This window comes from Brucella sp. H1_1004 (assembly GCF_047308065.1).
GTDB lineage: Bacteria > Pseudomonadota > Alphaproteobacteria > Rhizobiales > Rhizobiaceae > Brucella > Brucella pseudogrignonensis_B.
This window is the reverse complement of sequence record NZ_JAYKZA010000001.1, coordinates 490,001-513,116: the sequence shown is the minus strand read 5'-3', so window position 1 is coordinate 513,116 and position 23,116 is coordinate 490,001. Positions and strand designations below refer to the sequence as shown.

The following is a 23,116-nucleotide window of genomic DNA, read 5'->3' as shown; positions in this document are numbered from 1 at the left end:
TCAACTCTTTCCGCCAAGATGTTTGTTCACTTTTGTTCTCATTTTATCGGGAGTATTTTCATCGCCTCTTTCCAGTGCGAAGGTGATGACCTATCTAACCATTTATGCGCTTCAACGAGCTTCTGCATTCCACACCTCAAGGTCTTTACTGCCCACCCGGAGATTTTTATATCGATCCGGTACGGCCAGTGGAACGCGCGCTGATTACACATGGTCACTCCGATCATGCACGCGCTGGTCACAGCCATGTGCTCGCGACCCGGCAAACACTCGACATTATGGCAATCCGCTATGGCGCGGATTTTGCGGGCAACTCGCAGCATGCCGATTTTGATAAATTGCTGAATATCAACGGCGTCACAGTCAGCTTCCACCCTGCTGGGCACGTACTAGGGTCTGCACAGATTAAGGTCGAGCAAAACGGCACGCGGATAGTCGCATCGGGAGACTATAAGCGCGCATCCGACCCAACCTGTGCACCTTTTGAACCCGTCGCTTGCGATGTGTTCATCACTGAAGCAACATTTGCTCTTCCGGTTTTTCGGCACCCGAAAGCGGCACATGAAATCGCGACATTGCTTAAATCTCTCAAGCAATTTCCTGAGCGCGCGCATCTTGTCGGGGCTTACTCCCTCGGCAAGGCACAGCGCGTTATAAAACTCATCCGCAATGCGGGTTATGACGAGCCGATCTATATTCACGGCAGCCTGCAAAAACTCTGTGATTATTATCAATCTCAGGGCGTCGATCTCGGCAAGCTGGAACCTGCAACGCTTGAACGCGGTGAAGCCTCACCGGATTTTGCTGGAAAAATCGTCGTTGGTCCGCCCTCTGCTTTGGCCGACCGCTGGGCACGACGCTTTCCTGATCCTCTTCCCGCATTCGCATCGGGTTGGATGCGCATCCGGCAACGTGCAAAGCAGCGTGGCGTGGAATTGCCTCTGATCATTTCTGATCATTGCGACTGGGACGAGCTCACTGCCACCATTAGCGAGCTAAAACCTGCCGAGGTCTGGGTCACACATGGACGCGAAGAAGCGCTGGTTCGCTGGTGCGAGTTGCAGAACATTCCGGCGAGACCGTTGCATCTTATCGGCTATGAGGACGAGGGAGACTGATGCGCGCTTTCGCTGAACTTCTCGACCGCCTTGTCCTCACCCCGCAGCGCAATGGAAAATTGCGCCTGCTGGTCGATTATTTCCGCACCACGCCAGATCCAGACCGGGGGCTGGCGCTGGCTGCCATCACACGCGATCTCGAATTGCAAAGCGTCAAACCCGCAATGCTGCGCGCGCTTATGACTGATCGCAGCGATCCAACGCTTTTTGCCTATTCCTATGACTATGTCGGCGATCTCGCCGAAACGATCTCGCTGATCTGGCCAGGTCCTAATGAAACGCCAGCGGGTGCCAATCTGCCGCTCAGCGTGGTTGTTCACGAATTACAGAATGCTTCGCGCCGCGAAGGCCCGCTACTCGTTGCGAGTTGGCTTGATGTGCTCGGTATTTCCGAACGCTATGCCCTTCTGAAACTTGTGACTAGTGGCTTACGTATCGGTGTTTCAGCACGCCTTGCGAAGCAGGCGCTAGCGAACTTCGGTGACGTAGACGTGGTTGAAATCGAAGAGTTGTGGCACGGTCAGGTTCAGCCTTACACCGCGTTGTTCGACTGGCTCGAAGATAAGGCTCCAAAGCCTGCGGCAACTGCTGATGCACCATTCCGGCCCGTCATGCTGGCAACTGCACTGGATGAAGCCGATATCCCCGTGCTTGATCCATCCGCCTATAGTGCAGAATGGAAATGGGACGGTATTCGTGTGCAGGCCGTATCCGAAAACGGCGTGCGACGGCTTTATTCGCGCACCGGCGATGATATTTCCGGCACTTTTCCCGATGTGCTGGAGGCCATGGATTTCGAAGGCTCGATCGATGGCGAATTGCTGGTGGGGCATCACGGCGAAACGGGCATCGAAACCGCAACCTTTTCGGATTTGCAACAGCGGCTTAATCGCAAAACAGTGACAGCCAAACAGTTGCGCGAATATCCGGCCTTCGTCCGCGCCTATGATCTTTTGCAGGATGGCACGCAGAAATCCGGTGAGGATTTACGCACTCTGCCTTTTGCAGAGCGGCGTGTGCGGCTCGCCCGGTTTATTGAAAAGCTCGACAAGCGCCGCTTTGATCTGTCACCCGTGCTTGAATTCTCGGATTTCAGCGAACTCGCAAAATTGCGTCTCAATCCACCGCATCCGGTTATCGAAGGTCTTATGCTCAAACGGCACGATAGCACCTATGTGCCCGGACGTCCGAAGGGCCCATGGTTCAAATGGAAGCGCGATCCGTTTACCATCGATGCTGTGGTTGTCTATGCGCAGCGCGGACATGGCAAACGCTCCAGCTATTATTCTGATTTTACCTTCGCCGTGTGGACTGGCCCGGAAGATGCGGCTGTTCTTGTACCAGTCGGAAAGGCATATTTTGGTTTTACCGATGAAGAATTGAAGCTGCTCGACAAATTCGTTCGTGAAAACACCATTGAACGTTTCGGCCCAGTACGTTCTGTGCGCGCTGAGCCTGACCACGGCCTGGTGGTAGAGGTCGCCTTTGAAGGGCTTAACCGGTCGACCCGGCATAAGTCAGGCGTTGCTATGCGTTTTCCGCGCTTCTCGCGATTGCGCTGGGACAAGCCGCCCCGCGAAGCGGACCGGCTTGAAACGCTGGAAAAACTGTTGAGTTGATTATTCAGCGGTCGCAGCCGTAACACGGATTGCAAATATATCGACCGCTTTGCCGGACCCGCTGAGATCGGAATTGATCGTAATCTTACCCGCACGTCCCGCAGATTGGCCCGCCTGAAACTCCTGATCGAACAGGAAATCACTAACGGAATCGCGAACATCATAACGCCTGCGGCCACAATCACCGAGACCCGCAAAATCACAGTTAACGGACATTTGCGTTGTTTTACCATCATCGCTACGGGCAACGATATCGAAGGTAGCCTTCTTTCCAGCAAGCTGATTAAGCACGCCTTCACCGACATCAAAACTCACGGTATCATTCATGCCGTTTGACTGCACCCGCACAAAGCTGCTTGTGCCTTCGCGCATAATGTCAGCTTTAGCTCCACCCTGCACAGACATGCGCGTAACATCAGCAGGGGTGAAAATGTTGATCCAGTTACGGCCTTCAGGATCTTCACCTTCCTTGATCGGGGCCATATTGTTCTCAGTGAGCAGCGGGCTTGAACCATTTCCGCGCGTGAAATCGGCAAAGCTGTTATAAAGCGAAAACCCGATAAGCCCCAAGACAACAATGACCAGTACAGGAACACCGACGCTGACAAACGGCGAACGACGCTTCTTTTTGCGATCCTTACGCGAAACTCCAGCATCATAATTCGACGCAGTCTGAGATTTAAGCAAACTGGGCTTATTCTTTTTAGGATCGGTCCGAATATCTGCTGTATCGAGAGCTGGACCAGCTTCAAAGCTGCTATCCCCCAATACCGGATCTGCGGATTCAAGAGAGCCAAGCGAGGGGCCGCGCCGGTCCGGCGCTGCCTGTGAGGACTTGAATTCACTCTCTATACCCGAGATCGCATCTTTGATTTTCTCGCGCCGCTGCCTTTTTTGCTCTTCGCTGAGTGCTGTGTTAGCCACAAGCGCACGCTCATGCGCGCCCCATGCAGCCTCATAGATACGCTGCCGCGTGGCCGGACTATGCGCATCCGACTTTGCGAATGCATTTCTTATAGCGCGCTCGATACTTTCCAAAGGGCAGTTCTTCCTCGGTTTCCAAAATCTGTTCTGCATGCTTCCCAGCCGTCATAGTCTGACCGAGTCCTTAGAAAGAAGCAGATTAAATGAGCCTCAGCGAAATTAACGTCTGAATCAAGGCATTTAACTGTTCTGCAGCCATTTTGGCTACCCGCGACAGCTGATAAAGATACCAAATATTAGTTCATACCTCTTTTTCCCCCCAACCTTTACCAAAAGATGCTGCCGCTTCCCGCAAACCAACTTACTCGTCTGCGCACAGGTTCTGCATATTTTCATATTGCGGGAAACCTCAGCCGTGTTAAAACTATTACGTTTACGCAAACGTCAATTTTGGAGGAAGAAATGGCATTGCCGGATATTTTGAAGAACAAACTGCGCATACCTGTTGTTGGAGCGCCACTGTTTATCATCTCCAATCCGGCCTTGGTCCTGGCGCAATGCAAAGCAGGAATTGTCGGCTCATTTCCTGCTTTGAACGCGCGCCCGGAAGCGCAGCTCGACGAATGGCTTTCCGAAATTACAGAAAGTCTGGCCGCATATAATGCCGCCAATCCTGAGCGCCCTGCGGCTCCTTTTGCCGTTAATCAGATTGTTCATCGTTCAAACAAGCGGCTCGAGCACGACCTTAGTCTTTGTGTGAAATACAAAGTTCCGATTGTAATTTCGTCGCTCGGCGCGGTTCCTGAAATCAATGCTGCGATCCATTCTTATGGCGGCATCGTACTCCATGACGTTATCAATAACCGCCACGCTAGCTCAGCCATCCGCAAAGGTGCCGACGGCCTTATTGCAGTTGCAGCAGGCGCTGGTGGCCACGCGGGTTTGCTTTCGCCCTTCGCACTGATTCAAGAAATCCGCGAATGGTTTGATGGTCCACTGCTACTTTCCGGTGCGATCGCCAATGGCGGCGCCATTCTCGCAGCACAAGCCATGGGCGCGGACCTCGCCTATATCGGCTCTCCTTTTATCGCCACGACCGAAGCCCGCGCTTCAGATGCCTACAAACAAATGATCGTGGAATCGAATTCGTCCGACATCGTTTATTCGAACTACTTCACTGGCATTGCCGGCAATTACCTCAAGCCATCAATCACAAACTCTGGCCTCGATCCGGAAAATCTGCCGCAAGCTGACGCCACAAAAATGGACTTCGACAAAGCACAACAGGAAGGCGCAAAAGCCTGGAAGGACATCTGGGGTTGCGGACAAGGAATTGGCGCCGTGAAGGAAGTAACGACCACGTCACAACTGGTTGAGCGCCTCTCATCAGAATATACCGCAGCGTGCAACCGCATCTGTGACAGCGCATAAGTCGCACTCGCGTATCAATAGCTCCATCTTTTAAGAAGGTCTGAGACAAACATAAAGAACGTGCGTTTTGGACCTTGCTTTCCTTCCCGCTTTTAGGTATCAGCGCAGCGTTCGGTCGCAATTGACTGATAGTCCTTCGGGGCACAGGAACCTTTGTTCCGGGCCGCTTTAGCTCAGTTGGTAGAGCACATCATTCGTAATGATGGGGTCAGCAGTTCGAGTCTGCTAAGCGGCACCATAAAATCAATGACTTAGCTAGTTTTCGTTTTCACCATATTGATGCTAGCAATCAAATAGCAATCACCTTCGTTACTCGTAATTTGCACTGCAAAACTGCCTTTTGATGCAGCATAAAATCCCTGTGGAAAAACGTTCGGGAACATGCAGAGCCCGCCTGGGCCGCACGTCGTTACAATTAATGCTTCTCAATTTCAGTATTGTCGAACTCGACTATTCTTGTTGTTATGTTAACAACAACTTCCATCGCGTTTCGTAATCGAACACCATCCATTTTAGGTGAGCTCATATAAATGGCGAAAAAGCCTGATAACAAAAATGAGCAGCCTAGCCTTGAGCAGCTCTATCTCAGCCTCACCGAGCACCTTGTTCGAAAATACAATATGTAATTAAGCTTTCTCACGACGCAGACTGACAGTACTAGAGAACATCCCCTGCCCTCAACAAACTATGAGCTTGACCATCTGCTGATGTCTGAACAAGCCGCTAGCTCACCGGCGGATCCAAGGTATTGAGCGCTTACCTGACCGAAAAGTAGGCAAAGCAATTCGTTGTCAATATGGTGATCTGTTAGCTTTTATTGAACTACACAAGAGGGAAAACACTAGTCAGAAGTGAAGCATATTCCTTTATCATTGAATGCCGTAACGGATTATTTCTTATGACCGGAAATGGGGTTGCTAGCTCAATGTCCAGTTCTGATGAATAAGCCATACTTTAAACGGGATGACTTTTCAGGAAGCAGATAAGCTTTAGCACAGCTTGAATGGTGAATCTGAGATAGCTTCTCCACCTACTCCTGCCAATTTATCAAACGTTCGGACAACTCCGGTTCAACCATTATGAAAATTGAAGCGGGTTGACTGCGCGCGCCGAAATCGGCGCGCGCAAGTCCTGCTTTTAATGCGTATGGTGAACTGCTTGAAGCTCATAGACCGGCGTATCTATTCCCTCCATTCGGGCTTTAAGCTGAAGCGAAAGATACTGCGAATAGTGGCGGGACTGGTGCAGGTTGCCGCCATGGAACCATAACGCCTCTTGCTGAGTCGGCTTCCACATATTGCGCTGTTCGCCTTCCCACGGTCCGGGGTCTTTGGGCGTATCCGATCCCAATCCCCAAACCTTCCCAACCTTGTCCGCGGTTTCCTTATCAATAATATCTTCAACCCAACCATTCATGGAGCCATAGCCAGTCGCATAGACGATGAGATCCGCGGGCAACTCCGTACCATTGGCAAGCCTGACACCGTTTTCTGTGACCTCGTCAATTTGACCGGAGGCAAGCTTGATCTTGCCGTCAATGATGAGCTGGGAAGCGCCAATATCGATGTAGTAGCCAGAGCCGCGCCGCAGATATTTGAGAAACAATCCAGAGCCATCGGAACCAAAATCCAACTGGAAACCCGCCTTCTCAAGTGCTGCATAGAAATCGGCGTCGATCTCGCGGATCTTGTCATAGATCGGCTTCTGAAACTCATGCATGATACGATAGGGCAGCGACGCGAAGATCAAATCAGCCTTGGCGGTGGTGACGCCATTCTGCAGGGCTTCTTCTGAATAGAGTGCACCAAGCCCATATTTCATCAGCGGTTCAGAGCGAACAATATGCGTGGATGAGCGCTGCACCATGGTCACATCGACGCCAGCTTCATAAAGTGCTGCGCAGATATCATGCGCCGAGTTGTTCGACCCGATGACAACAACCTTCTTGCCCTTGTAGCCGTCCGGTCCCGGGTGGCGGGACGAATGCTGCTGTTCGCCTTTAAACCGATCCTGTCCTTTGACAGTTGGAATATTCGCCTTGCCCGACATGCCGGTCGCAAAAACCAATTGTTTGGGGCGCAGCGTGACTTCATCGCCATCCCGGTCGATGACGACAGACCATTCCTTCTTGTCTTCGTTCCATTGTGCAGACTTGACCGTGGACCGCGTCCAGTAATTCAGCTCCATCACCTTGGTGTAGAATTCCAGCCAGTCACCAATTTTGTCTTTCGGCGCAAAAACCGGCCAGTTTTTCGGGAAATCGATATAAGGCAGATGATCATACCAGACCGGATCATGCAGACAGAGCGACTTGTAGCGCTTGCGCCATGAATCGCCGGGACGCTCATTGCGCTCAACAATAATCGTTGGCACGCCGAGCTGACGCAGGCGTGCGCCAAGAGCAATACCGCCCTGCCCACCGCCAATCACCAACACATAGGGCTGTGTTTCATAACCAAGCGTACGGGCTTCCTCCTCGCGTTCTTCCTTCCATGTCTTTGCGCCAAGATCCTGACCATGTTTTGCTCCCAGCGGACGCGTGAAACCGGATTTTTCCTCATGGCCTTTCAATTCCGACATGACGGTCAGAAGGGTCCATATCTTGCCACCTTTCAGCCGAATAAGCCCATAGCCGCGTACGACTTCGGTTTCAAAAGAGATCCAGCTTTCGGTCACGCCATCGGCGTCTGTTGCCGCCTCACCCGGCGCAACAAGCCATTTCGTCGGCTTTACCAGCTGCAATTGCGACTGCAGCATATCACGCACCTGATCGTGCCCTTCCACTGTTTTGATATTCCAGGTGAAGGCGACCAGATCACGCCAATAACAATCATCGGCAAACATCGAAACAGCTTCGTCGATCCGGCCCGCTTCAAGTGCTGAGCCGAACTTATCGAGAAAGGCCTGCACACGGACCGTTGGTGTTTTCTCTAACATTGCAATTTCCTCCCATAGATGTGGTGCCAAACTCTCCCAAGCCCGGCAGTGAAATGCGTTACCTTTTCAGATCGATCAATATTTTGAGCTGAGTGCCTGCAGGGTCGAGCAAGCGGTCGAAACCTTCGGCAACAGCGTCCTCCAACGCGATTGTCTTGGTTACAATATTTTTCGCAGGAATCTGACCGCTGGCGATCAGCCTTGCGACACGCGGCCAGTAATGTGTGGGATAGGCCCAGGAACCGCGAATATCGATATCCTTAAACGTGACATCGAACCAGTTGAGCGGGTTTTCATGCGGGTGAAGGCCCGTCTGCACCACGACGCCCTGTTTGCGAACGGCGTCGGTGCAGTTCTTCAAGGCATGTTCATTGCCGACGCATTCGATAGCCACATCACAACCGACATTGCCTTCGGTCTCCGCACGGACCACATCACCGACATTTTCCGATTTTGGATTAATGGTGCGAATATCCCCCAGCTTTTCGCGCGCGAGCTGCAGCCGTGTTTCATTAAGGTCGGACAGGAATATCTGCGAAGCACCCGCAGCCCGTGCAGCCATGGCCACCAGAATACCAATGGGACCAGCTCCCGTAACTAGCACGCTGTTGCCAGCCGTAACGCCGCCACGGTCACAGGCGTAGACTGCAACAGCTGTCGGCTCGATCAGCGCCGCCTCTTCGTCACTGAGATCGTCTGGGATGGGTTGCACATTATAGCTGTTGAGCAAAGCCTGTTCAGCCATGCCGCCCGAATGCCAAGATAGACCCGCAAGCGCCAGACTGGTACTTAAGTGATAAAGCCCACGATCTGCAAAGTAATCCCCTGCCCTTGGCATGATGAGCGGCTGCACCGATACGCGGTCACCAATTTTGACATGGCTGACATCCGAGCCCACAGCTTTGACCACGCCACCAAACTCATGGCCCAAAATCTGCGGACCGCTTGCTTTTGTAAAGGGATGCGGTTCAGTCGGAATGAAAATCGGCCCATAAGCATATTCGTGCAGATCGGTGCCGCAGATACCGCAGAAGCGATTTTCAATGAGAACCTGATCCGGGCCAAGATCAACTGGCGCTGGCACGTCTTCAACGCGCAGATCCTTGGCAGCATAAAAGCGCAACGCACGCATATATTTCTCCTCCATTTGCGAGAGAAGAAAAGCAAACGATATGCCAGTTTTACCTTAGAAAATAAGTCATTGATTTTTATTCATTTTATTTGGCAATAAATTGGGAACTAAAATCGATGCAACACGCTTCCTGCAACAGGTGTTGCAACTGTTGCACCATCAGTGGGTTTGTTTCAGGCGGCGATGGATCGTCGACCGATTGACGCCGAGCTTGCGCGCAAGCGCCGAAATATTGTTACCGCATTCACCAAGTTGATTGCGCAGGCTCTGATGATTGTTCGCCACCAAAATATCCGTCTGGAAATGATCGGGCAGACAGTCGGTGGTGATTGTTGCATCTGTTGCAATTGCGGCTGCAACACGCAACGTATTGTCCAACTCGCGCAGATTTCCAGGCCAGTCGTAGGCTGCAAGTTTCACCTTCGCCATGCGATTAATCGTGATTGTCTCGCCCTCTTCTTCTCCAATACGGCGTAGAAGGTGATCGACCAGCGCGTCAAAATCCTGTCTCTGTCGCAGCGACGGCAAAGTCAGTGTCGCGGCATTAAGCCGATAGAGCAGATCTTCGCGAAAACGCCTTTCGGCAGCAAGCGCCGCGAGATCACGATGCGATGCCGACAAAAGTCGAAATTTGACCGGCTTGGGTTTCAGCGCGCCGACGGGCTGAATTTCGTTTTCTGAGAGAACACGCAGCAAACGGCTTTGCAGAATAAGCGGCATATCGCCGATCTCGTCCAGAAACAGCGTGCCGCCACTGGCCGCCTCGATAAGCCCGATTTTGCCCTTCTGCATGGCGCCGGTAAAGGCACCGGGAACATAGCCGAACAACTCGGATTCAATCAGTTGCTCCGGAATCGCCGCGCAATTAACCGCAATGAACGGACCGGGTTTGGCACTGCTATCGTGAATGGCACGCGCCAGATATTCCTTACCGCTGCCAGTTTCACCCTTGATGAGAATGGGGATATGTCGATCCGCCAGTTTGGCGGCGCGGCCCTGTAAAGCCTCCATAGCTGGGTCGCCAAAACTCAACTGTCGCAAGGCGGCAGGTAATCGCACGGATATGCTGGTTGCTGGAGCGCGGAAACTGCTAACCGGTGCAATTGCGCTTGCAAACAGTGCCAGACCATTGCGCGCCCGGAGCAAGCGCTCTCCATTAGGACGTCCCCGCATCAGCGCGGGGAGCTGATCAATATCGATATCAAAGACGCTGGAAATCGGCTTTCCGATAAAGTCCTTGGTCGAAAGCGTGTTGAGGTTCATGCCGCGTGCGACGGCGCCAAAGCCGCCATGCGTCATTCCGGTTATCATGCCGCTGCCATTTATCGTCAATGCGGCGTCAGGATCAACATCGAGGAAATCCGGTAGTTTTGCCAGACGCAGAACCCAGTCCTCGCGTGCTCTGGTCATCAGATTGGCAAGCTCAATGCGACGCGCCGTGGAAGCAACGAGATGCAATGCAAGCTGTTGACTGGCTTTGGCAGTGGGTGAACGCAATTGCGATATGTCGAGCACTGCCGATAGATCACCCAAAGTGTCAAAAATAGGAGCGGCTGTGCAAGTCAATCCAATGTGCGAGGCATCGAAGTGATCATCCTGATGAATGATGACAGGCTTTCCCGATACGATACAGGCACCAACTGCACAGGTTCCGGCGCGATCTTCGGACCACTCCGATCCAAGATAAAGCCCCGCCTTGCGCAGATGGTTATCAAAGGTCGGATCGCCCATAAACTCGACGGTAACGCCGCGCGCATCCGACAACAACAGCACATAGCTCTGATCTGCAACCTGCCGAAAAAGACCTTCGAGGCCAGTTTTGCCAATCCGGATGAGTTCTTCTGACTGCTCACGATGCTCGCGCAGCAATGTGTCGGGCACAATATAGGCCTCCTGCGTTCTGGCAGGATTAAGCTGATAATCATTAAGACAACGCAGCCAGGATTGGATGACCGGACGATCACGATCAGACGCGCCGCCCATAGCGACGCGTTCAATCTCTTTGATGTGCGACAGTGCCGACACCATATTGCTCCTCCTCCAACCAAATGCTGGCATAATGAAAGCAAAGGTTCAAGGAGGAAGAAAGCATCAATCAATAATCAGAGATATTAGGCAGCTCTAGCAACGAAGCGTCTAAAGCTGCCTTACAGGTATTAAACGCCGTATTTGGATTCAACCGGCCAAACCGACTGCAGTTTTTCACCGCCAAGAATCCGATCTCGTGCCGCAGCTTCGTTTGCACCCAATTGGTCTGCCTGATCTGCAACCTTCGACAGCATAGCTTTTGGAATAACCACGACACCATCAATGTCGGCGAAAATCACATCGCCGGGATTGATCTTGACGCCAGCAATTTCGATTTCGACTTGAGAGCGCTTTGGCTCCATTTTTCCTGAAACAGAAACAGGCGAACGTGCACGACCAAACAGCGGATAACCGAGACCGCGAACCTGCGCGATATCTCGCACCGTTCCGTTCACAATCGTCGCTGCAGCACCGCGTGTCTTTGCGCCTGAGCTCATCAATTCACCAGAGCATGAGCCCTGAGCGCAAGATGAATCGACAACGATAATCCCACCCTCTGGCGTGCAATCAATCGCATGATGATATGCGTCCTGCGGCTGATTACGGCGTTCGCTTGGCTCAAACTGTACTGTCACTGCCGGACCGCATACAACCTGTCCAGGCTCTAACGTCCCTTGCAATGAAATGCCGTCGAGATAGCCCCAGCCCCCGAGCTGTTCCAGGCTGTCATGGACGTCGCCGGAATACCACTTTGACAAACGTTTGATGGATTCCCAATCAGTATCTGCATAATCGAACTTATTCATTTGCTCTTCGCCTTTGAATTCATAGCTGCTTTGTCCATGGCTACCTTGAGGTAGCGGGAGCTCTCTTCAATTTGTCTGCGGATAGATTCACGCGCTTCATCAGGCTGCTTTGCTTTGATGAGGTTGTAGATTTCCTCATGCTCTGCGAGACCGTCTTGAAGCGATTTGTCTGGCACGCGGCTCGTGACACGAATGACATCAATGATGATCGAAAACAGATTGTCGTAGACCACATTGAGGATTTCATTGCCGACCGAGTGCACCAGTCCACGATGGAACGCAGCATCACTGTCGGTAAATCGCGACATATCATTGGCTTGCGCCGCTGCTCGCATTGCTGCAAGCGAGTCTTCGACCTCTTGAGTGATCGTCAACTCTTCCGAGCTTAGACGCGTCACAACCTCTGTCTCGATGATCCGGCGCACTTCCATCAATTGCACAAGATAATCGGAGTTGTTCGCGAAAAGCTGTTTCACGGTTTTGGCCAAGGATCCGAGAAACTCTCCAACATCATCGCGAACGACCAGCGCACGTTCACCATGCTTACGGCGAACAAGGCCTTTCGTTTCGAGAATTTGGAGCGCTTCACGCACCGAACGCGTGCTCACGTTAAAGTCTCTTGCAATGGCCGCTTCTGCAGGCAAACGATCACCGACCTCCAATTGCCCAGACAATATCTGCGCTTCGAAGTCTTCCACGACTGAAACATGCAGCTTATCCCGATCCGGGATCGCACGTTTCTGGGACTGTCGGCTGTCTGCCTGCTCTGCTACCACGCTGTAAATCCTCCATCGACGACGACGTTTGAACCCGTCATATAGGATGATGCATCAGAGGCAAGAAACTGAATAACGCCGTTATATTCATCGAGCTCTGCCTGACGGTGCATTGGAACGCGTTCGAGGAAGGCATCGATAAATTCTTTGTCGAAGTTTGCCGTCTTCACACCACCAAAAGAAATCAAATTAACACGGACATTTTTCGTACCCCAATAGGTGCCGAGGTAACGTGTCAGATTAACCAGCCCCGATTTGGAGGCTGCATAGGAAATCGCCTTGATGAACGGTTCGCCATCGCGAGCTTCGCGATATGCGTAAAGCGCCTGATTAGGAGAGACGATTCCGTAGATCGAACCGACATTGATGATGCTTCCCCGCTTCGCCTCAGCCATTTTTGAACCGATCACTTGACAGCAGAGCATAACACCGGTCAGATTGGTCTCGATAATTTCGTTCCAATATTCCTGCGGGTAAATTTCAAAAGGACTATTCTGATCCGCAGAACCCGATGGCTTGGAGTCAATACCTGCATTGTTTACGAGAATATGCGGTACGCCCCAATCTTCAATCAGTTGATTGGTTGCCTGTTCCAAAGCGCTCTTATCGGTGACGCTTGCAACATAAACGCGAATATTATCTGTGAGACCCGGGAACTTGGCAATGAGATCATCCGCATTGATGGGACGACGGCTGAAGATCGCAACCTTTGCACCGGCTTCAGCAAGTGACTTGCTGAACTGTGTTCCCAGCTGACCCAAGCCACCCGTCACAATCGCGACTTTGTCTTTCACACTGAACTTATCGACCATTTTAAATCCTGATAATTCAATCATTAATACTGAACGTGTCTCGGTCGAATAACAGTTTGCACGACCGAGTATATTTGTGAGGAAATGCCATTTTGTTTGGCGTCATGGGCCAGAGACGGCGGTGACTTCATACCCGTCTCTGGCACAGGCGGATTATCGAGGCAGATCCATCGTTGCGAGCTTTTTAGGATCAAGCTTTGCAGCGTGATATTTTTCGTAAATCTCGACCAGCTTGCCGTTATCGAGATTAGTTTTCACCCAGGCATCGATCCATTCCTTGAGCTGTGGCTCATTGCGGCGCATTGCGATGCCAAGTGGATAAGCTTGCGCAACAAACTTTTCTTCAAGATCGAGCTTTGGATTGGCTTTGATAAGCTCGGTCAAAAGCGGACGCGAGGTCGCATAAATGGACATCTGACCACTCGTAACCGCAGCACTGGATGTCGGATCATCTTCAAAACGCACGATTTGCACACCAGAAACGTCAGCCGTTTTTTCCGTGAGATTGGTGTCGTTCACAGTGCCGCGTGTGACAGCAACCGACGACCCCGCCAAATCGGCATACGATTTCACATTGGATTCTTTGGGTGCAGCCACCACGATAGCGGTCTCAGCATAGGGAACACTGAAATCAACCACATCCAGCCGCTCTTTAGTGATCGACAGCGTTGACACAGCCAAATCCGCCTTACCAGAGACCAGGAACGGAATGCGCCCAGACGTCGGCACTGTCAGAAACTCGATTTCGACGCCCAAATCTTTCGCAAGCAATTTGGCAGTTTCAACTTCAGAGCCTGTTGGTTCAAACTTGGCGTCGCGCATGGCATAGGGCGGGTTGCCGAGATCAATTGCGACTTGTAGCTTGCCCTTTTCGCGAATGCTTTCGAGTTGATTAGCGAAAGACGGTTGCAGGGAAAGTGCCATAAAGCTCAGTCCTAGTCCCAATGCCGTGAGCATTCTTCTTCTATTAAATACAGTCATGTTTCCTCCTCCTGGAAAAATTTGAAAATTGCTATGGCGCTCCTCTACGCCACGCAAACATCAGTGATGTGCGCCAACGAAATTCTTCAATTCCGGTGTCGTTGGATTATTTAGAATGTCGGGACTGCCCTGTTCGCAAATCTTGCCCTGGTGCATAAACACAACCGTGTCTGCGACCCATTTTGCAAAATCCATCTCGTGCGTTACGAGCAGCATCGTCATTCCATTGCGCGCCAAGTCTTCGATGACTTTGAGAACTTCGCCTGTCAGCTCAGGATCGAGTGCGGATGTCACCTCATCAAACAGCATGACTTTCGGTTTCATCGCCAAAGAGCGCGCAATCGCGACACGTTGCTGTTGGCCACCGGAAAGCTGCTCAGGATAATTGTCGATTTTCTCGGCTAGGCCGACCTGACGCAGCACCATTTCAGCCAGTTCTCTGGCCTCTGTGCGGTTGAGCTTTTTAACCCACCGGAGCGCGAGCGTGATGTTCTGTTCGACGGTTAAGTGCGGAAAAAGATTATAGCTCTGAAAGACGATACCCACGTCCTGACGCAGCGAGCGCACATTGAGTTCAGGATCGTTGACGTGATGATCGCAGACCCAAATATCACCGCTATTGATGGTCTCGAGCCGGTCGACGCAGCGCAGAGCTGTACTCTTTCCCGATCCGCTACGCCCGATCAGCGCAACAACCTGACCCTTATCAATTTCAAGATTGATCCCTTTGAGGACGGGTAGCGAGCCATAGCTTTTATGGACATCAACAAACTTAACGATGGCTGACATTGTACATCCTCTCAAATTTGCGACTTGCCGCCGAGAGTGGGAAGCAGATGCAAAAATAGAACAAAGCAATCACGAGATAGGTGGTGAAGGGCTGGAAAGTAGAGGCGTTAATTTCCTTGCCGATATAGGTCATTTCCGCCATACCGATGATCGAAGCCAGCGAAGTGTTCTTCACGATCTGCACCATGAAACCAACGGTGGGCGGTGTCGCAATGCGAACTGCCTGCGGAACAATTACCAACCACAGCCCTTGCAATCCTGTCAGTGCAAGACAGTCGGAAGCTTCCCATTGCGTGCGCGAAACCGATTGCAAACTGCCGCGCCAGATCGCACCAAGAAAGGCGCTTGCGAAGATCGTCATCGCAATGCTGGCCGCGAAAAGTGACGACACTTCAATGTTGAGGATTGGCAATCCAAAATAGACCAGAAACATCAATATCAGGACTGGTGTGCCCTGCACGAGCACAATGTAAGCGTCCGCCAATCGGACCAGCGCCTTGTGTTTGGAAATGCCAGCGAGAGAGGCCGCGAACCCAAAAATCCCACCAAAGACAAAGCTGATGATCGATAATATGACAGTCCAAACAAGTCCTTGTAGCAAAACTTCGACATGCAGCCAGGAGAAAGATGTAAACATTGCGTCCTCCTAGAGATTGGTGCCAAGACGGCGTTTGCGGGGAAAGAAGCCGAGCGCAAGAAGCTTGAACAGGCCGCGCATAAGGAATGAAAGCAGCAGATAAATCACGAGAATGACCAGATAGACTTCAAAGGATCGGAAGGTCATCGATTGTATCCGTGCTGCAGCCCCCGTGAGTTCTTCCGCAGAAATCTGGGAAGCGACGCTTGTTGCGAGCATCAGTAAAACATATTGGCTGACCAGTGATGGGTAAACGCGTTCCAGTGCTGGCGGGAGCATCACAGCGGCAAGCATTTGCAAACGGTTCAGACCAAGCGTGTCGGCAGCTTCCAACTGACCCTTATTGATCGACTGCAAACCCGCGCGGATGATCTCGCTGGAATAAGCACCAACATTGATGGTCAGACCGATCAATGCAGAAGCTTGTGCAGAGAATTTTAGACCCAAAGAAGACAGGCCGAAATACACCAAAAACAGCTGGATAAGCAGCGGAGTGTTACGGATAGCCTCAACATATATCGCCACGATAATACGCAGGAAGCGATACTTGCTAATGCTTGCGACGGCACAAAGCGTACCCAATAGAAAACCTAAAAAGGTCACGATCAGCGACATTTTTATCGTTTCGATTGTACCTTGCAGTAGCAATGGCCAATACTTTTCAAGGAATGCGAAACTGAACTCATACTTCATGCGCAAACAACCTTGTGCGCAAAGAAACCCCGACCGTCAGCAAGAAGGACCGCCGATTCAATGCAGCGCACTTGCGCTGACTTTTTCATAGCTGTCAGAAAACAAGCGCTCGCGAGACGCGCTCGCATGATTTGATATGCGTTCATTATTATTCCTCCCAAGCACAATTCACCTCACCTGATTAACAGGCCTCCTGGAGTTGAATTCTGCCTTACACAAATATCTAAACTCAACTTATGACATATGTCAACATAGTGAACACTCTAATGTTTTTAAGCCAAGAAAATTATCTCAACTGTTGTCGAACGGCACTTATGATCGGCGGGCATCTTTTCGAGTGAAGCAATAGCGCGTTTTTCGCTTTGCGAAGGTTAAATGAAAATTTTAAAATCGACTTCGTTAATGGCCGCATGTCCAAACCCGGAGGCAAGTGGGAGCATTGGTGCGATGCAGACTGCTGCAAAGCTTGGGGAACGTACGGCTACAAAACGAAGTATGGCCAGCTTTGGTTTTGCTATGAACATAAACAGCAAGGCGAAGATGCTCTGGCTGAACAAAGGTGATAAGCGCGTTACCTGTTCTCTTAAAAAGGGAAAGCACCATGTTGAAGCCAAAACAAGTTGGCAGTTACCCGGATCGTGATGTGGATTGTCAGGAACGTAAGAAGCCTACACCGCAGCCGCAATTGCCTATACCGGCGGGCTGGGCATATTAAACCTACTCGACGATGCTGTTGCAGCTGTCTGGTCAGCTGAAGAAACTACAGTAGCAATCAAGCTTGCTTCGGCAGACATGTATCGAGGTTACATCGGCACAGAACCAGACGAATATATAAGAGCTCTCTTGCCGCCGAAATTACAGATGTTGGAGGTTCGCGACGAGTGATTTATACAAGAGTTTGGTCCGCTTCAATTCAACAAAAAAGCATGAGCATTTACTGAACGAGCGCATACAAAGCTTAATAATATAACGCATTATATTGAAAAGATGGTATTCATAAGTTCTCTATTTGAGAAACGCGTCATATATATTAGACACTTGATCATTTTTAAAGGACGAGTGCAAAATGTCAGCCAACCAACGGTTTCGCACAAAACCGGACAATCTCTATTCCACCCCTTGGCCGTCGCTAATAGTATAATAAGCGAAACAACCGCTTTCAGCAAATTTTTCGGTACACCAAACGTCCGACATAAAGCACAAAGCGGACTGTCAGCGATCAACTCAACATTTGGGAAAGCCCCACTTTTGCCATATGTTCGCACCTCGCCCTAACTCCAGCAGACATCTCAGATAATTAAATAATCCACCTGGGCGTATTTCGTCACAATCGAAACTACGGCTTCAGCATATGCGTCGATAATTTCAAACTAGCATTCTTTTATGGCTCAACGGAAGCTATACTGCCTTTCAGATTGGCTGGGAACGCATTGCCACAGTTCAATCGTAAGACAAAACTAAAGTGACTTTATGCCAACCTGAGAACACGCAGCTAAAATAAGATTAATGTAACTTCATGTTTTCGTACACTTAAATCGCGATTCAAGCGAGCGTATCTGTTCCATATTGAGTGGTCTAATTGCTCTATCATTCAGCAGATGAAACAGTCGTGCTGTTTCTTCGAGTTCTTCTGTCGCGTACTGTGCCTCATGTAAATTACGTCCAGAAACAACCGGACCGTGATTTGCGAGAAGCACGGCATGATGATTCTTGGCCATGTCTTTAACTGCATAAGCTAGTTTCTCATCGCCCGGAGCAAAATAGGGAACTAGTGGCAAGCGCCCTACCCGCATCACATAATAAGCGGTCAATGGTGGCAGCACATTTTCCGGATTAACATCAGCCATAATGCTGGCGGCGACCGCATAAGTCGAATGCAAGTGCACAACGGCTCCTGCAGACTGACGCTCGCAATACATACAAGAATGCAAAAATGCTTCCTTGGTTGGTCGGTCACCGCTTATCAAAGTGCCGTCAGCAGTGCACCGCGAAAGTCTTGCTGGATCAAGAGTGCCGAGTGAGCAATCTGTCGGCGTCATTAGCATTGTGCCATCGCTCAGCCGTGCACTGATATTGCCTGTAGAGCCAAATGTCAGACCGCGATCAAAGATCGACTTTCCGACGGCGCAGATTTCATCTCGCAAACGGGTTTCTTCCGACATTATTGCAATCACGCCATCATCTCCCAGGCTTTGATGAAAAATTCATCCGAGCCAAAATTACCCGATTTAAGAGCAAGCCTCACCGGCCCTTCGCCTGCGAATGTCACAAGCGGCACACCGGGATCAATCTCCCGGCCAATCCAGAAAGCCTCGGCCCCCAGCGCTTGAACCACGGCACCGGACTTGCCCGTGTTTAATGGAGAGGTCCTGTCACTAATTTACGGTTCATTGTCTCGAACTGGATCGGTGATTTATACCCGAATACCTTCTTCATTCAGTTCGACATGCATGCGAGGGCTGCCATAGGTTTCACGCGACAGCACAAACTGATTGCGAATTTGGGCCAGGATAATCATGTCATCAAGCTGGCGACTGCTGGGCAAACGACGCTTCCATGCATAATAACCGCTGATACTGACGCCTGAGAAAGCGCGCAGCCGTGACAGAGACATGTGGGCCTTCTCCGTGTCGATGAACGCAAACTTTATCGATTGTTCGGCGGGAAAACAGTTCGCTGGACTGTTTTCTTATCCGCCTCAACTCGAGCGAAGAAGGCCGTCGCTTTTTTTAGCAGGTACGTTCCTGGCGCAGGAGTTCATTTTCCTTACGAAGCCGGGCAAGTTCCTCGCTCATGTCCTCATGCGGACCAGAAAGCAGATCCTTCTCAGAAAAATTGCGCCGCCAGCGGTCAAGTGTTGACTTACCAATCCCAAGGTCCTCAGCAACCGATGAAATGCTTCGATCGCTCGTCGATAAAATTCGAACGGCTTCCATCCAGGATGAGATCAACAAGCAGCTGGCTGCTGCGGGAGCGAACCGTGAGCGCAACGAAGGAAAGCTGCGCGCTAGCCTACGGGATATGTGGCACAGGCAGGACGTTGTCGCAGAGCAGATCACCCAACGTATCATGAACGGACAGCCGCAGATCGAAGCATTCAACAAGATGCTCGACGACCTCCAAACCCAGCGTGAAGAGCTTGAGGCCAGCCTCGCAAGGACGACCAAAACGAAAAGAGGGCCGCCGAAGACTTTTGTCGTGAACCCATCCATATATTCCGCCGCCATCGACGCGCTGACGGTAATGGTGCGCGTCGGCGCAAGCGAACAGGATGACGTCCAGCGAGATTTTACTTTCTGAGGCAGATGGTTCAGAAGGTCGTTATCGCGCCGTCGCCAGACTGTAAATCAGCAGACCTGACCATTCACGGACATCTCGCTGCTGTTCTCGCTTCGATGCAGGCGTTCCAGGAATATAGCACGGGTTTGAAAGAGCGGCATAGAAACGACTTCGCCCGCCGAGTCAGGGCGGGTGAGTTCAATAATCAGTCTGAGAAGCTGGCCTATCTTGAACGCTGTAGCGCCGTAATCGCCGAGGCGGAGGCTGAATGGAACTTGTAACAAGTTTCAGTGGTTGCGGGGGCAGGATTTGAACCTGCGGCCTTCAGGTTATGAGCCTGACGAGCTACCGGGCTGCTCCACCCCGCGTTATGAGTTACGAACCATTGCGGCCCGGGAGCGAAGTCAGGCGCCTTTTTTCATGGCATTGGCCTGATGAGGTGAGGTCGTTTAAAAATCGATTGATTATCGATTTTAGACCGAACGGGCTGCTCCGAGCCACTCTCACATAATCATATATTCGGTATTTTTTGCGCTTATTGCGTTGAATGTCTGTTTTGTATGTTTTTGAGAAGATGTTGATTATTTGTGTGCTTAGCAGACCTGGCAGCGACCTACTCTCCCGTGTCTTAAGACAAAGTACCATTGGCGCTGGAGCGTTTCACGGCCGAGTTCGGAATGGGATCGGGTGCAGCCGCTCCGCCATAACCACCAGGTCGGCGAAGAACACAAATATGAGAAGCTGTTGTCTTTCGTGCAGATAATTCAGCGCGTTTATAGAGCGCTGATAAACAATAAGCACACGACTGTGTGCCGCCGGTTGCCCGGCGCCCTCCCGGAGCCATTCACGAAGTGAATAAGGCGTGAGGGGCAAAGTTTTCATCGAACTTTGTTCGATGGATATTGTAAATGAGAATGATCAAGTCGATCGAGCTATTAGTACCGGTAAGCTACATGCGTTGCCGCACTTCCACACCCGGCCTATCAACGTGGTAGTCTTCCACGGCTCTGATAGGGAATACTCGTTTTTAGGTTAGTTTCCCGCTTAGATGCCTTCAGCGGTTATCTAGTCCGTATATAGCTACCCTGCTATGCCGTTGGCACGACAACAGGTCCACCAGAGATACGTCCATCCCGGTCCTCTCGTACTAGGGACAGATCCTATCAATATTCCTACACCCACGGCAGATAGGGACCGAACTGTCTCACGACGTTCTGAACCCAACTCACGTACCGCTTTAAATGGCGAACAGCCATACCCTTGGGACCTGCTCCAGCCCCAGGATGCGATGAGTCGACATCGAGGTGCCAAACAACCCCGTCGATATGGACTCTTGGGGGTCATCAGCCTGTTATCCCCGGCGTACCTTTTATCCGTTGAGCGATGGCCCTTCCACGCGGGACCACCGGATCACTATGACCGACTTTCGTCTCTGCTCGACTTGTCAGTCTTGCAGTCAGGCAGGCTTATGCCATTGCACTCGACGAACGATTTCCGACCGTTCTGAGCCTACCATCGCGCGCCTCCGTTACTCTTTAGGAGGCGACCGCCCCAGTCAAACTACCCACCATACACGGTCCTGGACCCGGATAACGGGCCGCAGTTAGACATCCATATAGATAAGGGTGGTATTTCAAGGATGACTCCACCATGGCTGGCGCCACGGCTTCAAAGTCTACCACCTATCCTACACATGTCGACACGAATGCCAGTGTAAAGCTATAGTAAAGGTGCACGGGGTCTTTCCGTCTAACCGCAGGAACCCCGCATCTTCACGGGGAATTCAATTTCACTGAGTCTGCGTTGGAGACAGCGGGGAAGTCGTTACGCCATTCGTGCAGGTCGGAACTTACCCGACAAGGAATTTCGCTACCTTAGGACCGTTATAGTTACGGCCGCCGTTTACTGGGGCTTCAATTCAATGCTTGCACATCTCCTCTTAACCTTCCAGCACCGGGCAGGCGTCAGACCCTATACGTCGTCTTGCGACTTCGCAGAGCCCTGTGTTTTTGGTAAACAGTCGCTACCCCCTGGTCTGTGCCACCCTCCAATAGTTGCCTAAAGAAGGGTCACGCTTCTTCCGAAGTTACGCGTGCATTTTGCCGAGTTCCTTCAACGCAGTTCTCTCAAGCGCCTTGGTATTCTCTACCAGTCCACCAGTGTCGGTTTAGGGTACGGTCTATATGCAGGAGCTATTTCCTGGAACCGCTTCGCTGCCAGATCAATCCAATAAGACCTGACAACACACGCAATCCGTCACTACCTGCAGGCCCACGAATATTAACGTGGTTCCCATCGACTACGCCTTTCGGCCTCGCCTTAGGGGCCGGCTAACCCTGCTCAGATTAACTTTAAGCAGGAACCCTTGGACTTTCGGCGAGGGAGTCTCTCACTCCCTTTATCGTTACTCATGTCAGCATTCTCACTTCCGATACCTCCAGGATGTCTCACGACTGTCCCTTCACAGGCTTACGGAACGCTCCGCTACCACGCACATACGTGCATCCACAGCTTCGGTGTATGGCTTTAGCCCCGGTACATTTTCGGCGCAAAGACCCTTATTTAGACCAGTGAGCTGTTACGCTTTCTTTAAATGATGGCTGCTTCTAAGCCAACATCCTGGTTGTTTTGGGATCCTCACATCCTTTCCCACTTAGCCATAACTTAGGGACCTTAGATGGTGGTCAGGGTTGTTGCCCTCTTCACGACGGACGTTAGCACCCGCCGTGTGTCTGCCCAGTAGTACTCCCCGGTATTCGGAGTTTGATTAGGATCAGTAAGACGGTGAGTCCCCATAGCCCATTCAGTGCTCTACCCCCGGGGGTATTCGCTGGACGCTCTACCTAAATAGATTTCGCGGAGAACCAGCTATCTCCAAGTTTGATTGGCCTTTCACCCCTAGCCACAAGTCATCCCGATCTATTGCAACAGATATGGGTTCGGTCCTCCAGTACGTGTTACCGTACCTTCAACCTGCTCATGGCTAGATCACTTGGTTTCGGGTCTAATGCAACGAACTCAACGCCCTATTCAGACTCGCTTTCGCTACGCCTACACCTACCGGCTTAAGCTTGCTCGTTACACTAAGTCGCTGACCCATTATACAAAAGGTACGCTGTCACCCAGAACGAATCTTGGGCTCCAACTGTTTGTA

Annotated in this window: 20 protein-coding genes, 2 tRNA genes, 2 rRNA genes and 1 pseudogene (1 of these 25 only partly in view); 7 read left to right on the top strand and 18 right to left on the bottom strand. The window is 51.3% G+C overall.

All coding sequences use genetic code 11. The features are described from left to right. The first annotated feature begins 104 nt into the window (after window positions 1-104). A complete protein-coding gene (locus U2P60_RS02490; RefSeq protein ID WP_413571098.1) occupies window positions 105-1,118 on the top strand; it encodes a ligase-associated DNA damage response exonuclease in 1,014 nt (337 codons plus the stop codon). Next, complete coding sequence (locus U2P60_RS02485) at window positions 1,118-2,737, top strand: cisplatin damage response ATP-dependent DNA ligase (protein ID WP_413571097.1); 1,620 nt, start codon at window positions 1,118-1,120, stop codon at window positions 2,735-2,737. Before U2P60_RS02490 ends, U2P60_RS02485 begins: the two co-directional genes overlap by 1 nt. Here U2P60_RS02485 and U2P60_RS02480 read toward each other — a convergent pair whose 3' ends face one another. Continuing rightward, window positions 2,738-3,775: a hypothetical protein gene (locus U2P60_RS02480; protein ID WP_413571096.1), complete on the bottom strand. Its 1,038-nt coding sequence runs from the start codon at window positions 3,773-3,775 to the stop codon at window positions 2,738-2,740. A 348-nt stretch (window positions 3,776-4,123) separates the two neighbouring features. Here U2P60_RS02480 and U2P60_RS02475 point away from each other — a divergent pair, with 348 nt between their 5' ends. Together U2P60_RS02475 and U2P60_RS02470 are read left to right on the top strand one after the other, a co-directional pair. After that, window positions 4,124-5,092 carry an NAD(P)H-dependent flavin oxidoreductase gene (locus U2P60_RS02475; RefSeq protein WP_413571095.1) on the top strand — a complete coding sequence of 323 codons (969 nt, stop codon included), beginning with the start codon at window positions 4,124-4,126 and terminating at the stop codon, window positions 5,090-5,092. Window positions 5,093-5,254: 162 nt separating this feature from the next. Further along, a tRNA-Thr gene (locus tag U2P60_RS02470) sits at window positions 5,255-5,330 on the top strand. Window positions 5,331-6,229: 899 nt separating this feature from the next. Here the strand turns inward: U2P60_RS02470 and U2P60_RS02465 are convergent. The 10 genes from U2P60_RS02465 to U2P60_RS02420 form a co-directional block, all read right to left on the bottom strand. Further along, window positions 6,230-8,029 carry an NAD(P)/FAD-dependent oxidoreductase gene (locus tag U2P60_RS02465; protein WP_413571094.1) on the bottom strand — a complete coding sequence of 600 codons (1,800 nt, stop codon included), beginning with the start codon at window positions 8,027-8,029 and terminating at the stop codon, window positions 6,230-6,232. 58 nt (window positions 8,030-8,087) lie between these two features. Next, entirely contained in the window at window positions 8,088-9,161 is a 1,074-nt protein-coding gene (locus tag U2P60_RS02460; RefSeq protein WP_413571093.1) for a 2,3-butanediol dehydrogenase, read from the bottom strand. Between the two features lie 159 nt (window positions 9,162-9,320). Beyond that, the gene (locus U2P60_RS02455; RefSeq protein WP_413571092.1) at window positions 9,321-11,189 is read right to left on the bottom strand and encodes a sigma-54-dependent Fis family transcriptional regulator; all 1,869 of its coding nucleotides are present in this window, start codon (window positions 11,187-11,189) and stop codon (window positions 9,321-9,323) included. A gap of 128 nt (window positions 11,190-11,317) precedes the next feature. Then, window positions 11,318-11,995: an RraA family protein gene (locus U2P60_RS02450; RefSeq protein WP_310014534.1), complete on the bottom strand. Its 678-nt coding sequence runs from the start codon at window positions 11,993-11,995 to the stop codon at window positions 11,318-11,320. Continuing rightward, the gene (locus U2P60_RS02445) at window positions 11,992-12,771 is read right to left on the bottom strand and encodes a FadR/GntR family transcriptional regulator (protein ID WP_413571091.1); all 780 of its coding nucleotides are present in this window, start codon (window positions 12,769-12,771) and stop codon (window positions 11,992-11,994) included. Before U2P60_RS02445 ends, U2P60_RS02450 begins: the two co-directional genes overlap by 4 nt. Further along, complete coding sequence (locus U2P60_RS02440; RefSeq protein WP_413571090.1) at window positions 12,765-13,583, bottom strand: SDR family oxidoreductase; 819 nt, start codon at window positions 13,581-13,583, stop codon at window positions 12,765-12,767. Before U2P60_RS02440 ends, U2P60_RS02445 begins: the two co-directional genes overlap by 7 nt. Before the next feature lie 153 nt (window positions 13,584-13,736). Then, window positions 13,737-14,564, bottom strand: coding sequence for a transporter substrate-binding domain-containing protein (locus U2P60_RS02435; RefSeq protein ID WP_413571089.1), 828 nt, complete (start codon window positions 14,562-14,564; stop codon window positions 13,737-13,739). A 60-nt stretch (window positions 14,565-14,624) separates the two neighbouring features. Further along, the gene (locus U2P60_RS02430; RefSeq protein WP_413571088.1) at window positions 14,625-15,353 is read right to left on the bottom strand and encodes an amino acid ABC transporter ATP-binding protein; all 729 of its coding nucleotides are present in this window, start codon (window positions 15,351-15,353) and stop codon (window positions 14,625-14,627) included. Further along, window positions 15,337-15,990, bottom strand: coding sequence for an amino acid ABC transporter permease (locus U2P60_RS02425; RefSeq protein ID WP_413571087.1), 654 nt, complete (start codon window positions 15,988-15,990; stop codon window positions 15,337-15,339). The genes U2P60_RS02430 and U2P60_RS02425 overlap by 17 nt, the downstream gene beginning before the upstream one ends. Before the next feature lie 9 nt (window positions 15,991-15,999). Further along, window positions 16,000-16,683 (bottom strand): amino acid ABC transporter permease, encoded by a 684-nt coding sequence (locus tag U2P60_RS02420; RefSeq protein ID WP_250042849.1) that lies wholly within the window; start codon window positions 16,681-16,683, stop codon window positions 16,000-16,002. A gap of 375 nt (window positions 16,684-17,058) precedes the next feature. Between U2P60_RS02420 and U2P60_RS02415 the strand changes: the two genes are divergently transcribed. Beyond that, a complete protein-coding gene (locus tag U2P60_RS02415) occupies window positions 17,059-17,325 on the top strand; it encodes a hypothetical protein (RefSeq protein WP_413571086.1) in 267 nt (88 codons plus the stop codon). An 872-nt stretch (window positions 17,326-18,197) separates the two neighbouring features. On the opposite strand, the gene otnC is transcribed toward U2P60_RS02415, so the two are convergent. From otnC to U2P60_RS02395, 4 genes and pseudogenes are all read right to left on the bottom strand, one after another. Further along, window positions 18,198-18,845 (bottom strand): 3-oxo-tetronate 4-phosphate decarboxylase, encoded by a 648-nt coding sequence (gene otnC / locus U2P60_RS02410; protein ID WP_413571974.1) that lies wholly within the window; start codon window positions 18,843-18,845, stop codon window positions 18,198-18,200. A gap of 8 nt (window positions 18,846-18,853) precedes the next feature. Beyond that, on the bottom strand, window positions 18,854-19,018 hold the full coding sequence (locus U2P60_RS02405; protein WP_413571085.1) for a nucleotide-binding domain containing protein: 165 nt from the start codon (window positions 19,016-19,018) through the stop codon (window positions 18,854-18,856). Window positions 19,019-19,096: 78 nt separating this feature from the next. Then, window positions 19,097-19,297, bottom strand: a complete 201-nt coding sequence (locus U2P60_RS02400) for an IS3 family transposase (protein WP_413571084.1) — start codon at window positions 19,295-19,297, stop codon at window positions 19,097-19,099. Between the two features lie 94 nt (window positions 19,298-19,391). Beyond that, window positions 19,392-19,619 (bottom strand): annotated as a pseudogene (locus U2P60_RS02395) (transposase); the annotation flags it as partial. Between U2P60_RS02395 and U2P60_RS02390 the strand changes: the two are divergent. Both U2P60_RS02390 and U2P60_RS02385 read left to right on the top strand, forming a co-directional pair. Beyond that, a complete protein-coding gene (locus U2P60_RS02390) occupies window positions 19,579-19,983 on the top strand; it encodes a hypothetical protein (protein WP_413571083.1) in 405 nt (134 codons plus the stop codon). The pseudogene U2P60_RS02395 and the gene U2P60_RS02390 overlap by 41 nt on opposite strands. 5 nt (window positions 19,984-19,988) lie before the next feature. Further along, window positions 19,989-20,243, top strand: a complete 255-nt coding sequence (locus U2P60_RS02385; protein ID WP_413571082.1) for a hypothetical protein — start codon at window positions 19,989-19,991, stop codon at window positions 20,241-20,243. Window positions 20,244-20,253: 10 nt separating this feature from the next. On the opposite strand, the gene U2P60_RS02380 is transcribed toward U2P60_RS02385, so the two are convergent. From U2P60_RS02380 to U2P60_RS02370, 3 genes are all read right to left on the bottom strand, one after another. Further along, window positions 20,254-20,330: transfer RNA gene (locus U2P60_RS02380), tRNA-Met, on the bottom strand. A gap of 232 nt (window positions 20,331-20,562) precedes the next feature. Then, window positions 20,563-20,677, bottom strand: a 5S ribosomal RNA gene (rrf, locus tag U2P60_RS02375). Between the two features lie 199 nt (window positions 20,678-20,876). Further along, a 23S ribosomal RNA gene (locus U2P60_RS02370) occupies window positions 20,877-23,116 on the bottom strand; it runs 572 nt beyond the window's last position.